Genomic DNA, 12,627 nt, shown 5'->3' with positions numbered 1-12,627 from the left:
TTCGTTGCGAATGACTATCTCGTGACATCACTTCGTTAAGGACAAACCGGGACGGAAGAATGGCAGCCGAGGAAATCAGCGGACAGGCGGATGCGGCGGGACTTGCTGCGCTAATTTCGCGCGCGTCTGATGAAAGCGGCGGAAAAAAACGTGGGTTACCGCCAGTCGAGCGGTGGAATCCGCCTTTCTGCGGTGACATCGATATGGAGATCAGGGCCGATGGCACCTGGTTCTACATGGGCACGCCGATCGGCCGGCCAGCGCTGGTGCGGCTGTTTTCGACGGTTTTGAGGAAGGATGACGACCAGAAGACCTATCTCGTAACTCCTGTGGAAAAGGTCGGGATAAGGGTCGTCGATGCTCCGTTCATCGCCGTTGAGATGAGCGTGACGGAGGAGCAAGGCCGACAGGTGCTGACCTTCCGCACCAATGTCGGCGATGTCGTGGAGGCGGGAGGAGAGCATCGGCTGCGCTTTGCCATTGCGGGCGAGAATGCCGAACTAAAACCCTATCTGCATGTGCGCGGGCGGCTGGAGGCGCTGGTGTCGCGTGCGGTGATGTATGAACTGGTCGCGCTGGGCGAGATTTTCGACGCGGAGGGGCGGGCGATGTTTGCGATCCGCTCCGGCGGCGAGGTCTTCCCGGTCATGCCGGCCGACGAACTGGATGCTCTTTGCCGATGAATGATGCGATCACCCACCGTTATCCGCTGTTCTCAGCGGCCGAATTCCGCCGCCGCGCGCTCAACCAGAATGGCGGGCCGGTCGATCATGCCTGGCGTGATCACGGGGACCACATCCTCAATCCCGATATCGTGGCCGAGGTCGAGACCTTCAAGCTGCGCGACGCCGCCGTGCTCGTGCCCGTCGTCGACGACGGTGAGGAGGCGCAGGTGATCTTCACCAAGCGCACGGCGACGCTGCGCAAGCATTCCGGGCAGATCGCCTTTCCCGGCGGCTCGATCGATCCTGCCGATATCTCACCGGAAATGGCGGCGATCCGCGAGACGGAGGAGGAGATCGGTCTCCCCGGCTCCTTCGTCGAGACCGTCGGGCGGCTGCCGAATTATCTTGCCTCGACAGGCTTCCGCATCACGCCGGTGCTCGGCGTCGTCATGCCTGGCTTCGCGCTGACGTTGAACCCAACCGAGGTGGACGACGTGTTCGAGGTGCCGCTTTCCTTCCTGATGGACCCCGCCAATCATACCCGCGACCGGCATGTCATCGACGGCATCGACCGGCATTTCTACCGCGTGCCCTATGAAACCAGAATGATCTGGGGCATCACAGCCGGCATCGTCCGCACGCTTTACGAAAGGCTTTATGCATGACCGGTCTTGCCGACCAAGCATGGTTCCGCGACCCGGCTCTCGGCCGGATCCTGGCACTTCTCAACGGCGACGGTGGGGCCGACGGTGGGGCCGACGACGGCGAAGCGCGGATCGTCGGCGGCGCCGTGCGCAACAGCCTGATGGATCTGCCGGTCAGCGATATCGACATCGCCACGACACTCAGGCCGGAGGCGGTGATGGAGCGGGCGGCCGAGGCCGGCATCAAGGCGGTGCCGACGGGCCTGCAGCACGGAACGGTGACGCTCGTCATCGACGGCAAGCCCTTCGAGGTGACGACGCTTCGCACCGACGTCGAGACCGACGGGCGCCATGCCAAGGTTGCCTTCAGCACCGACTGGAAGGCAGATGCCGAACGGCGGGATCTGACGATCAACGCGCTTTATGCCGATGCTAGGGGCGAGGTGGTGGATCTGGTCGGCGGGCTTGCCGATATCGAGAGGCGCAACATCCGCTTCATCGGCGATGCGGCAAAGCGTATTGCCGAGGATCATCTGCGCATCCTGCGGTTCTTCCGCTTCTTTGCCTATTACGGCTCCGGACGGCCGGATGCCGAGGGGCTGAAGGCGTGTGCGGCGGCGCGGTCGAAACTGAAGACGCTTTCGGCAGAACGCGTCTGGTCGGAACTGCGGAAGCTGCTCGGTGCTGCCGATCCAGGCAGAGCGCTGCTCTGGATGCGGCAGGTGGCAGTGCTGACGGAAATCCTGCCGGAATCGGAACTATGGGGGATCGATGCCATCCCATCGCTGGTCGCCACCGAAAACGCGCTCGGCTGGACGCCCGATCCGCTGCTACGGCTTGCGGCGATCGTGCCGCCCGATGCGGCGCGGCTCGAGGCGCTGGCAGTCCGGCTTAAGCTCTCGAATGCGGAAGCTGCTACCCTCAAGGCCTGGGCAATGGCCGCGCCCGCCAATGACGGCATGTCGTCGGCCGCCTTCGAACGGCTGCTTTACCGCAACGGAGCCGACGGCATCATGACGCGGCTCAAGCTGGCGCTCGGCGTTGCGCGCGGCAAGGCTGAAGGGGATTTCGATGAAATGGCGCGGTCGGCGCGGCTCATCAAGCTCTTGGATCAGGCCGCGAACTGGAAGAAGCCGCAATTTCCGCTGAACGGCGGCGACGTGATGTCGGTCGGCATCGCGTCCGGCCCGCGCGTCGGCGAGTTGCTTGCCGGCCTGGAAAACCAGTGGGTGGAGGAAAACTTCGTTTCCGACCGGGCGGCGCTGCTCGCCCGGCTACTGGAACAGGTGCAATAATCAGGCTGCATTCACCTCATCACGAATGCGAACCTTGATATTGTCCACCATGTTCTCGCGGATCGTGGTTTCGCCGTGAGCGTTTTTCAGGTGCTCGACGGCGCGGCGGACCACCTCGGCGTCGCTGTCTGCCCGTGTATGCCAGGCGCAGCCCGGGACGAGAGTGCCGCATTCGAAAAGTCGCATGGTCTTCTCCTCTGTTCAAAACACAAAGACGATCGCGATCTCACGCGATTTATGAATGTGCGGGGGGAGGGAAGGTTCCGGCCGGCATAGATATGCCGGCCGGTAAAGGCAATGTCAGTCGGGCATCGCCCAGGCTTTGTAGGTATCCGAAAGCTGGCCGGGCAGGTTGCTGTTGGCGGCGGCTGCTTCGTTCTGCAGCTGTTCCGGCGACTTCCCGCCAGCCAATTGCAGCTTGACCTGCTCGATGAAGCAGGACAGCGGCAGATCTGAGCCGCTCTTGGTCCGCAATTTCTCGGCGATGCGCGTCAGAAACTCGGACGTGTCGATCGTGCGGGATGTTTCCTGGACATCCGTGGACGCAGGCGAGCCACTTTGTATCGTCATGACAATCCTCCTCCGATTGTTACGCACATACATATAAAGTTAGGACACGCTTAATTTTCGTGAAGGCCCATCACCTCGAATTTATCGATGAGTATCACAGTGTCATGGCCAACGGACGACGGGGGGCAACGATGAGAGAATGGATTCAACGTTGCCGCCGGTCTTCAGGCCGAAGATCGTGCCGCGATCATACAGCAGATTGAATTCGACGTAGCGGCCTCGGCGGATCAATTGTTCGTCGCGGTCAGCCTCCGTCCACAATTTATTGAAGTTGGTGCGGACGATCTTCGGATAGACCATGGCGAAGGCCCGGCCGATATCGCGCGTGAAGGCGAAATCGGCGTCCCAGCCGCCAGCGTCCTCGCTCGAATGCAGCCAGTCGTAGAAGATGCCGCCAATGCCGCGGGCCTCGCTGCGGTGTTTCAGGAAGAAATATTCGTCGCACCAGGCCTTATAGGCATCGTAATCGGCGACGGCATGATTGCGGCAGGCGATCTCCATGGCCTTGTGGAAGAGCTGGCTATCCTCGTCCTCCTGGGTGCGGCGGCGCGACAGCACCGGCGTCAGATCGGCGCCACCGCCGAACCAGCGGCTGGTGGTGACCACCATGCGGGTGTTCATATGCACGGCCGGGACGTTGGGATTGACGGGATGGGCAATCAGCGAAATGCCCGAGGCCCAGAAACGCGGATCGTCCTTGGCGCCAGGTATCTGCGCCCGGAAGTCCGGAGAGAACTCGCCGTGGACGGTGGAGGTGTGAACGCCGACCTTCTCGAAGACACGGCCCTCCATCATCGACATGCGGCCGCCGCCGCCGTTTTCGCGCCACCAATCCTTGGCGACGAAGCGGCCGGGCTCCTGATCGGAGAGCGGACCTTCCAACTCGTCTTCAAGGGTTTCGAAGGAGGCGCAGATCGTATCGCGCAGTCCTTCGAACCAGTTGCGGGCGGCCGCCTTCTTCTCTTCGATATCTTCAGGCAAGCCGATCGGCAGTTCCGGTCTTTCCATTCGCGCCTCCGGCGGTCGGCATCTCCATAGGAAGCGACTCGCTTATTCTCGATTACCCGCCCCGTTTAGCAGGTGGCGCCGCATCTCGCCAAGCCAAGCAAGGACCGCCAAGCGCTTCCAAGATTCGACTCGCAAATCCCGAATTTCGATACTACCTTTTCTGAAGAGGTAGGTTTGATGAAAAAAGTTCCAGGACCTCCGTCCTTCGACGGCCTGAAGCGCAGGATAGCGAGACATCGGGCGGAAACTTCTTCCCGCAGGAAAGACCACTTCGTGCGTGAGACATATTGCCTCGCCCTGATCGACGCACGCGCCAAGGCGCGGGAATGGTTCGACGAATATCCGAAAGCCGCCTACTGGACAGAGGTGGAGAGCTGGCGCCAGCTCGACGGCGACCAGATCGAATTCACCATGCGCCGCCTGCCTTCGGCAGACTGATCCTCACTCCGCGGCGGGCCGCACACGGCTTTCAATCAGCAGGCCACTCTCGTCCATGATCGGATGCGCCACAGAGACAATGTGGGCGTTGACCCGCTTCAGGTCGCGCAGCATGTCGAGATGCAGCGAGCTGGTCTGCAGGCTGTCGGCGCGGCCGTCGCGCAGGCGTTCGAGATGGCGCTCGGCCGACTGCTTCTCCATCCGGCGCACCTCAACCTTTATCTCCATCATCTGCCGCGCGAGATTGAAATCGCGGGTGACGAAGATCGTCTGGGCGACCCGCAGATTGTCGATCGTCAGGTCGAACAGCTTGCGCAGTTCCTGATGACCGTCATCGGAGAATTTCAGGCCAAGCGAGATCTTCTTCGCCACCTGCTCCCGCAAGCCCTTCTCGATGATGTCGCCCATATGTTCGAGATTGATCGCATAATCGATGACGACGATCGAACGGCGGGCGTTCTCGTCGGTGAGTCCGTCGCGGCCGAGCTTCGAGAGATAGATCTTCACTTCCTGCTGCAGCCGGTCGACGCGCTCTTCGAGAGCCGGGATTTCGGCAAGTTTGCTGGCATCATTCTGCTCGAAGGCTTCGGAGACCCTAACCAGCATGCGCTCGATGATGTCGCCGACGCCGAGCACTTCGCGGGTGGCGCTCGCAAGGGCAATGACGGGTGTCGAAAGCTCCTGCGCATCGAGATATTTCGGTGCGTTGTCAGGCTCCGGCTGATCCGGCACCAGCCGGGCCATCAGGGTGGCGAGCGGCCGGGAGAACGGCCAGGCGAGTGCTGCGAGCAGAAGGTTGAAGGCGAGATGCGCGTCGACCGGCAGCTTGGCCGGACCGAAGGGCAGCATCTGGATGAGTTCGGCGCCATAGCCCGCCAGCGGCAGGGCGATGAAGCAGCCAAGCGCGCGCACCGCGAGATTGCCGAGAGTGACGCGCCGCGCCGACACCGGGCCGGACAACGTCGCGATGACAGGTGGGATCGCGCCGCCGAGATTGGCGCCGAGCACGAGCACGATGACGAGTTCAGCCGAGACCAGGCCCGCCGAGGCGAGCGACAGGATAAGCACCACCACAGCCAGGCTCGACGAGGAGAGGAAGGCAAGGCCTGCTGAAAAGAGCAGCGCCACGGGCAGAGCGCCGTCCAGCAGGCCGATGAAGGCGGCGAGAGCCGGAGAGGCGCGCATCGGCTCCGTGGCGAGGCCGAGCAAATGCAGCGACAGCAGCATCAGACCGATGCCGATCAGCGCCGCGCCACCGCCCTGGCGGGCGCTGGAGCGGCCACGGTAAAGCACGATGCCGGTCAGGATCAGCAGCGGAGAGAGCCATTCGATGCCGGTTGCGACGATCCAGGCGGTGATCGCGGTGCCGACATTGGCGCCGAGCAGGACGATCTGCGCCATGCGCGGCTTGATCAGGTCACGTTCGACGAAGGATGCGGTCATCAGCGCCGTTGCCGTCGAACTCTGCAGCGCGATGGTCGCTACCAGCCCCGACAGGAAGGAGCGGAAGCCACCGCGCGTGCCGCTCGCCAGCCCTGTTCTCAGTCGTGCGCCGAAGGCCCTGGACACGCCGTCCTTCACCTGCGCGAGGCCGAACAGCAGCAAGGCCACGGCACCGAACAGGTTGATCATGATGATTGTGGAATCCATTTCTTGTTTTTATTCTTCTTTCACAGCCTGGTGAAGTGGTGCTTTCCTCATATGGCGTCCAACCCATTGGAATCATGGAGGCTACGCAGTATTTTTGATTGCTCGGCTAATAAATATACGCCGGTTTGACGGATAGACAACGCTATTTTGCGACATATTCATCAGCGGATCCGCAATTCTGCGGGCCTTTGCTCTGCGCGCGCCAGCAGCGGTCAGGCCCAGACCGTCTGGCGCATCGCTTCGCCGACGATCATTGCAGCCGAGACGGCGACGTTGATCGAGCGCTGGCCTTCGACCATCGGGATCAGGATGCGGGCATCGGCCCTCTCATGGACCTGATCCGGCACGCCGGCGCTTTCGCGGCCGAAAAGCAGGATATCGTCGGGGCAAAAGGCAAGATCGGTGTAGCGGTCCGCAGCCTTGGTCGAGGCAAGGATTAGGCGGCGGCCGGTGGTCAGACGCCACGCCTCGAAGCGGTCCCAGCTGATATGTCGGGTGAGGCTAGCTGTGGCGATGTAATCCATGCCTGATCGTTTCAGGTTGCGGTCGGAGACGTCGAAGCCGGCGGGCTCGATCAGATCGACCGCGAAGCCCAGGCAGGCTGCAAGGCGCAGGATCGTGCCGGTATTGCCGGGAATATCCGGCTGATAGAGTGCCAGTCTCAGGTCCGTCATCATGCCCGCTTTTTGGTTTCCGTTTCCACGCGAGAGGCCTAATGCAACCTTGCTTTCGGCGCAACAGGGCGCAGTTTGGCCCGGAAACGTTCAATTTGCGCCATTATTGGGCTGGAAATTTCGCGATTTTCGCGTTATCCATGCATGTCTTCAGTCGCCAGCAGGGAGGGCCGTCATGAATATTTTGCTCGATATGCGCTTTCCCGCCGTGATGCCGTCCAAGGCGACGCGGCGCCGCTAGGGCGCATTTCTTCTTGAATCCCTCTTTTTGATCCATTGTGCGGCTGTTTCAGCCTCGCCCCTTGAACGTTCGGTTCCCATATGTGCTTGCATGCGCTGGGATGGCGCGAAGCCGGGAGCCGGAACGCTGACGTTTCGGAGCAATTTCATGTTTGGCTGGTTCGAACAGCGACTCAATCCCTTTCCAAGCGAGGAGCCCGTTGCTCCGCCGAAGGGTCTCTTTGCCTTTTGCTGGCACTACAGCAAACCGGCGGCGCCATGGCTCGGACTGATGGCCCTGTTGACCGCGCTGATCGCCGTCGGCGAAGTGGCGCTCTTCCAGTTCCTCGGCGACATCGTCGACTGGCTGACCAATGCCGATCGCGCCAACTTCCTGGACAGGGAGGGCCACAAGCTTTTCTGGATGGCGGCGCTGGTGCTGATCGGTCTGCCGCTGACGGCGGGGCTCGATTCTCTGATCATGCATCAGATGATGCTCGGTAACTATCCGATGATTGCACGCTGGCAGATGCACCGCTTCCTGCTGCGCCACAGCATGACGTTCTTCGCCAATGAGTTTGCCGGGCGCGTGGCGACCAAGGTCATGCAGACCTCGCTTGCCGTGCGCGAAACGGTGATGAAGATCCTCGACGTCTTCGTCTACGTTGTGACCTACTTCCTGACGATGATCATCGTCATTGCGGCGGCAGACTGGCGGCTGATGATCCCGATCCTCGTCTGGCTCGCCGTCTACATCGGCATCGTCGCCTATTTCGTGCCGCGGCTTCGCAAGATCGCTGCGACGCAGGCGGATGCGCGCTCGATGATGACGGGGCGCGTGGTCGACAGCTATACGAATATCGCCACCGTCAAGCTGTTTTCGCATGCCGGCCGCGAGGAGGTCTATGCCAAGGAGGGCATGGACGAGTTCCTGCAGACCGTGCACAAGCAGATGCGCAAGGTGACACTCTTCCACATCAGCGTCTATCTGAACAACTGTGTCGCGCTCTTCGTCATCTCCGGTCTGTCGATCTGGTTCTGGCTGAACGGCGCGATCTCGGTCGGAGCCATCGCCATCGCCATCGGACTTGCGATGCGCGTCAACGGTATGTCGCAATGGATCATGTGGGAAGTCTCGGCGCTGTTCGAGAATATCGGCACGGTCTATGACGGCATGGAGATGATGAGCAAACAGCACGACATCGTCGACAAGCCGGGCGCTCCCAGTTTGACGGCGAAGAAGGGCGCGATCCACTACGACCGCATCCGCTTCCACTACGGCAAGAGCAAGGGTGTCATCGACAACCTGTCACTCGACATCAAGGCGGGCGAGAAGGTCGGTCTCGTCGGCCGCTCCGGCGCCGGCAAGACGACGCTGATGAACCTGTTGCTGCGCTTCTACGACCTGGAGAGTGGGCGCATCACTATCGACGGGCAGGACATCGCCGGCGTCTCGCAAGAAAGCCTGCGCTCGCTGATCGGCGTGGTGACGCAGGATACCTCGCTGCTGCATCGCTCGATCCGCGACAACATCGCCTACGGCCGTCCCGATGCCTCGGACGTCGAGATCATCGAGGCCGCCAAGCGCGCCAATGCCTGGGAGTTCATCGAAGGGCTCGTCGACATGCAAGGCCGCGAGGGGCTTGACGCTCAGGTCGGCGAACGCGGCGTCAAGCTCTCCGGCGGCCAGCGGCAGCGCGTCGCGATCGCCCGCGTTTTCCTTAAGGACGCGCCGATCCTGGTGCTCGACGAGGCGACCTCGGCGCTCGATTCCGAAGTCGAGGCGGCGATCCAGGAAAACCTGTTTGCCCTGATGGAGGGCAAGACGGTAATCGCGATCGCTCACCGGCTGTCGACGTTGACGGAGATGGACCGGCTGATCGTGCTCGACAAGGGCCGAATCGTCGAGGCCGGTTCGCATGCCGAACTCGTCGAAGGACGCGGCATCTATGCCGACCTCTGGAACCGCCAGTCCGGCGGGTTCCTCTCCGATCACGCCGAAGAGGCGGAAGAGGCGGCGGAATGATAAAGGGCCCTCCCGGCGGAAGCGGGTAAGGCCTTTTGAATTCCTATCCTGGCTACTTTGTGGTTGCCAACGGTATTGGGGACTGCCGACGGCCGCCCCGTCCATTCACAGGCTGTCGGCCCAGTCGATGACGCGGTCATGTTCGACGAGGATGATGGTGTTGGCGGCGGCGAGGGTGCGCAGCGCGACGATGCGGCGGCGCTCCTCCTGGTCGAGCCAGGCGGTAACGGCCTCGGTGACGATTTCGTCGCGCGGCAATGCCAGGTCGAGAGCCAGGGCATCGAGCCTTTCCGCGAGCGGAAGCGGAATATGCACATCGAGCATTTTCGTTTCCATGGATACTCTCCGGTGAAGTGCGATCGTATCGTCAGATTGTGACGGGTTCGGGGGTAATCAATGGCGATGCCGCCGATGTTATCGTTCATTACCAAAATATAAGGTTGCGTCCGCTTTTCATTCCCTTTGCCGCTCGGCTCAATCCGCCTATATCGCTTCCATGTTCCTGCGCCCCATCCTTCGCCTGTTCGAAACCTGGATCGATCCGTTCGGTCCGCGCGCCAATCTTCAGCCGCCGGGCTCGACGCTCGGTTTCATCCGGTTCTATATCGGCCAGGCGAAGATGCCGTTCGTCGCCATGCTCATTCTCGGCGGCACATCGGCGGCCATCGAGGCCGCACTTTTCTGGTTCGTCGGCCGGCTCGTCGATATCCTTGGCAGTATCAGGCCCGGCGCCGGCTGGAGCGGTCTTCTCGCAGCCCATGGCGGCGAGCTGTTCGGCATGCTCGCGCTCATCGGGCTCGTGCGTTTCGTCGTCGCCTTCCTGATCGCGCTCGTCGATCAGCAGGTGATCACGCCGGGTTTCTACAATCTAGCACGTTGGCAATCCTATCTCCATGTCTCCAGGCAGTCTTTATCGTTCTTCCAGAGCGATTTCTCCGGACGCATCGTTACCAAGGTCTGGTCGGCCGGGCAGGCAACCGGGGATCTCGTCACTTCGCTGATGGAAAGCGTCTGGTTCGTCGGAATTTATGCCGTGACGACGCTGGTGCTCGTCGCCCGGCTGGACTTTTCCCTTGCCGCCGTCGTGCTGTTCTGGCTTGGCGCCTTCGGCCTGCTTGCCCGTCATTTCGTTCCGCGGATCCGCCTTCATTCCCGCGAAACAGCGGAGGCCGGATCGATGCTGAACGGCCGAATGGTCGATTCCTACAGCAACATGCAGACGCTGAAGCTGTTTGCGCGCGACGAGGAAAGCGACCGATACATGCGGCAGGGCTTCGATATCTTTCAGGATACGGTTCTGCGTTTCACGCGGTTCATCACCGGCGTCAGGGCCTCGATGGCGCTGCTCTCCGGCCTGATGATTGTAACGATGGCGGGGCTGAGCGTCGATCTCTGGCTGCGCGGCCTGATCAGCTCCGGTGCCGTGGCATTTTCTTTGGCGCTGGTGCTCAGGCTGAATTTCCTGCTCGGGCGGCTGATGACGCAGTTTAACGGTATCATGCGCAATCTCGGCACCATTCAGAACGCCGCCGAGCTGATATCCCAACCTCTGGGGCTCGTCGATCGGCCGGATGCGAAGAGCCTGCTGATCCGGCAGCCCGGCATCCGCTTCGACAATGTTTCCTTCCGCTACGGCAAGGGTCACCTGCCGGTCGTCGAGAATTTCTCACTGACCATCCAACCGGGCGAAAAGGTCGGGATCGTCGGCCGTTCGGGGGCGGGAAAATCGACGCTGATGAACCTGCTGCTGCGCCTCTACGACATTCAGGATGGTCGCATTCTCATCGACGGCCAGGATATTGCGGCCGTGACGCAGGAATCTCTCAGGATGCAGATCGGCGTCGTCAGCCAGGACACCTCGCTGCTGCATCGTTCGGTGCGCGACAATATCCTGTTCGGACGGCCGGATGCCGGTGAGGAGCGGTTGGTCGAGGCGGCCAGGCGTGCCGAAGCCATCGACTTTATCGAGCGGCTGCAGGATCAGCAGGGCCGTAGAGGTTTCGATGCGCATGTCGGCGAACGCGGTGTCAAACTGTCAGGCGGACAGCGGCAGCGCATCGCCATTGCCCGCGTCATGCTCAAGGACGCTCCGATCCTCGTCCTCGACGAAGCGACGTCGGCCCTCGATTCGGAAGTGGAGGAAGCGATCCAATCCAATCTCCATCGGATCATGGAAGGCAAAACGGTGCTTGCGATCGCCCACCGGCTGTCGACGATTGCAGCACTCGACCGGCTGATCGTTGTTGATCTCGGCCGGATCATCGAGGAGGGCAGCCATGACCAACTGCTTCGCCGCGGCGGGCTCTATGCCGAGCTCTGGGCGCGCCAGTCCGGCGGCTTCCTCGCGGCGGACGAAGACGTGGGCTCAAGGGTCGACGACGAATTCCGCCATGAGGCCAAAATGATTTGAACCGAAACTGTCCCCGATGCGGCGGACCGATTTCAGCCGCAGGGGCGCCCTGCTGAAGACGTGATCAATCGGAATGCCGAAGGCGCCTGCGGCGATCGGCCATGTCGCCGGCTCCAGCGATACCGTGCCCAAGCCTTGGCTGCGCATGAGATACTGCACGTCGGGCGCCAGAATCGACGTGTTGAAATCACCGGCAAGAACGAGCGGTCCCGGCAGTGAGGGAATAATCTCCGTGAGATCTTCGATTTCCAGGCCATGGAATTCGTCGTAATAAGGTTTGGTCAGGTGCGCGGCGAGGAAATTGATCTTCTGGCCGTCGAAGTCGATCGTCGAGATCGTCAGCCGGTTGCGCCAGAGCAGCCCGAGGTTGCGGATGCGAGGTTCGATGAGCGGGCGCTTCGACAGCACCAGCGTATCGCATTCCTGCATGCCGACACCACAGCCGACGTAATAGGGATAGGTCTTCAATAACCGCGGTAGTTCCGACAGCAGCGGTTCGGCCTCCAGGATGCTGACGACGTCGGCACCCGAGGCGATGGCCATATCGGCGATTGCTGCGCCGTTGGCGAAATTATCATTCTCGATATTGAAAGACATCAGCTTGAAGAGGGCCGGGCGGCCTTCGGCGACGGCGGGCTCGACGAATTCGCGCGTCATCACCACACCATGGACGGCAAGGACCGCGGATACGGCGAGCGTCAGCAGCGCATACCAGTGCCGCTTGACGAGAAAGGCTGCGATCGACGCTGCCGCTGCTGCCACCGCCAGATGGATCTGGAAACTGTAAAAGAGAGAAAGCAGATAGAAGTTGCTAACGTATCGCAGTGAGACGATGGTGAGAACCAGGGTTGTGAGAACGCTGAATACGCAGAAAATCGTGTCTCTCATCCGCTCCGGTCCGGCTCGCTGGCGTGATTGCGACTGCGCCTATCACGGCGGCATTTTTGTTGCAATGCAACATAATCGCAAGCTCGTGTTTGCCTTAAAAAATTCATCGGAAATTCCCGCGACATTGTGCCCTCTTCCCC

13 protein-coding genes are annotated in these 12,627 nt (G+C 61.4%); 6 read left to right on the top strand and 7 right to left on the bottom strand.

Features of this window, described 5'->3' with window-relative positions:
* Window positions 1–59: 59 nt before the first annotated feature.
* Genes HJB84_RS10445 through HJB84_RS10435 form a run of 3 tightly spaced genes read left to right on the top strand, consistent with a single transcriptional unit; the run spans window position 60 to window position 2,604 of the window.
* Window positions 60–683, top strand: a complete 624-nt coding sequence (locus HJB84_RS10445) for a DUF1285 domain-containing protein (RefSeq protein ID WP_207581309.1) — start codon at window positions 60–62, stop codon at window positions 681–683.
* Window positions 680–1,330 (top strand): CoA pyrophosphatase, encoded by a 651-nt coding sequence (locus HJB84_RS10440; RefSeq protein ID WP_221115860.1) that lies wholly within the window; start codon window positions 680–682, stop codon window positions 1,328–1,330. Before HJB84_RS10445 ends, HJB84_RS10440 begins: the two co-directional genes overlap by 4 nt.
* Entirely contained in the window at window positions 1,327–2,604 is a 1,278-nt protein-coding gene (locus HJB84_RS10435; protein ID WP_221115859.1) for a CCA tRNA nucleotidyltransferase, read from the top strand. Before HJB84_RS10440 ends, HJB84_RS10435 begins: the two co-directional genes overlap by 4 nt.
* On the opposite strand, the gene HJB84_RS10430 is transcribed toward HJB84_RS10435, so the two are convergent.
* The 3 genes from HJB84_RS10430 to hemF form a co-directional block, all read right to left on the bottom strand.
* Window positions 2,605–2,790: a DUF1059 domain-containing protein gene (locus tag HJB84_RS10430; protein ID WP_207581306.1), complete on the bottom strand. Its 186-nt coding sequence runs from the start codon at window positions 2,788–2,790 to the stop codon at window positions 2,605–2,607. It lies immediately after the preceding gene.
* Between the two features lie 114 nt (window positions 2,791–2,904).
* Window positions 2,905–3,174 carry a hypothetical protein gene (locus tag HJB84_RS10425; RefSeq protein WP_207581305.1) on the bottom strand — a complete coding sequence of 90 codons (270 nt, stop codon included), beginning with the start codon at window positions 3,172–3,174 and terminating at the stop codon, window positions 2,905–2,907.
* A 102-nt stretch (window positions 3,175–3,276) separates the two neighbouring features.
* Window positions 3,277–4,182, bottom strand: coding sequence for an oxygen-dependent coproporphyrinogen oxidase (gene hemF, locus HJB84_RS10420; protein WP_207581304.1), 906 nt, complete (start codon window positions 4,180–4,182; stop codon window positions 3,277–3,279).
* 177 nt (window positions 4,183–4,359) lie between these two features.
* On the opposite strand from hemF, the gene HJB84_RS10415 reads away from it, so the two are divergent.
* Window positions 4,360–4,620: a hypothetical protein gene (locus HJB84_RS10415; RefSeq protein ID WP_207581303.1), complete on the top strand. Its 261-nt coding sequence runs from the start codon at window positions 4,360–4,362 to the stop codon at window positions 4,618–4,620.
* 3 nt (window positions 4,621–4,623) lie between these two features.
* Here the strand turns inward: HJB84_RS10415 and HJB84_RS10410 are convergent, their stop codons facing one another.
* Both HJB84_RS10410 and HJB84_RS10405 read right to left on the bottom strand, forming a co-directional pair.
* Window positions 4,624–6,270: a Na/Pi cotransporter family protein gene (locus tag HJB84_RS10410; RefSeq protein ID WP_207581302.1), complete on the bottom strand. Its 1,647-nt coding sequence runs from the start codon at window positions 6,268–6,270 to the stop codon at window positions 4,624–4,626.
* 212 nt (window positions 6,271–6,482) lie between these two features.
* Window positions 6,483–6,944, bottom strand: a complete 462-nt coding sequence (locus HJB84_RS10405; protein WP_207584349.1) for a tRNA (cytidine(34)-2'-O)-methyltransferase — start codon at window positions 6,942–6,944, stop codon at window positions 6,483–6,485.
* Window positions 6,945–7,332: 388 nt separating this feature from the next.
* Here HJB84_RS10405 and HJB84_RS10400 point away from each other — a divergent pair, with 388 nt between their 5' ends.
* On the top strand, window positions 7,333–9,189 hold the full coding sequence (locus HJB84_RS10400) for an ABC transporter ATP-binding protein (protein WP_207581301.1): 1,857 nt from the start codon (window positions 7,333–7,335) through the stop codon (window positions 9,187–9,189).
* Between the two features lie 105 nt (window positions 9,190–9,294).
* Here HJB84_RS10400 and HJB84_RS10395 read toward each other — a convergent pair whose 3' ends face one another.
* A complete protein-coding gene (locus HJB84_RS10395) occupies window positions 9,295–9,525 on the bottom strand; it encodes a ribbon-helix-helix protein, CopG family (protein ID WP_207581300.1) in 231 nt (76 codons plus the stop codon).
* A 160-nt stretch (window positions 9,526–9,685) separates the two neighbouring features.
* On the opposite strand from HJB84_RS10395, the gene HJB84_RS10390 reads away from it, so the two are divergent.
* Window positions 9,686–11,599 (top strand): ABC transporter ATP-binding protein, encoded by a 1,914-nt coding sequence (locus HJB84_RS10390; RefSeq protein WP_207581299.1) that lies wholly within the window; start codon window positions 9,686–9,688, stop codon window positions 11,597–11,599.
* On the opposite strand, the gene HJB84_RS10385 is transcribed toward HJB84_RS10390, so the two are convergent.
* Window positions 11,555–12,487, bottom strand: a complete 933-nt coding sequence (locus HJB84_RS10385) for an endonuclease/exonuclease/phosphatase family protein (RefSeq protein WP_207581298.1) — start codon at window positions 12,485–12,487, stop codon at window positions 11,555–11,557. The genes HJB84_RS10390 and HJB84_RS10385 overlap by 45 nt on opposite strands.
* Window positions 12,488–12,627: the final 140 nt, after the last annotated feature.

Origin of the sequence: Rhizobium sp. NZLR1b (assembly GCF_019685155.1) — a bacterium.
Lineage (GTDB): Bacteria > Pseudomonadota > Alphaproteobacteria > Rhizobiales > Rhizobiaceae > Rhizobium.
The sequence above is the reverse complement of the archived record's forward strand: the minus strand, read 5'-3'. Positions and strand labels throughout refer to the sequence as shown.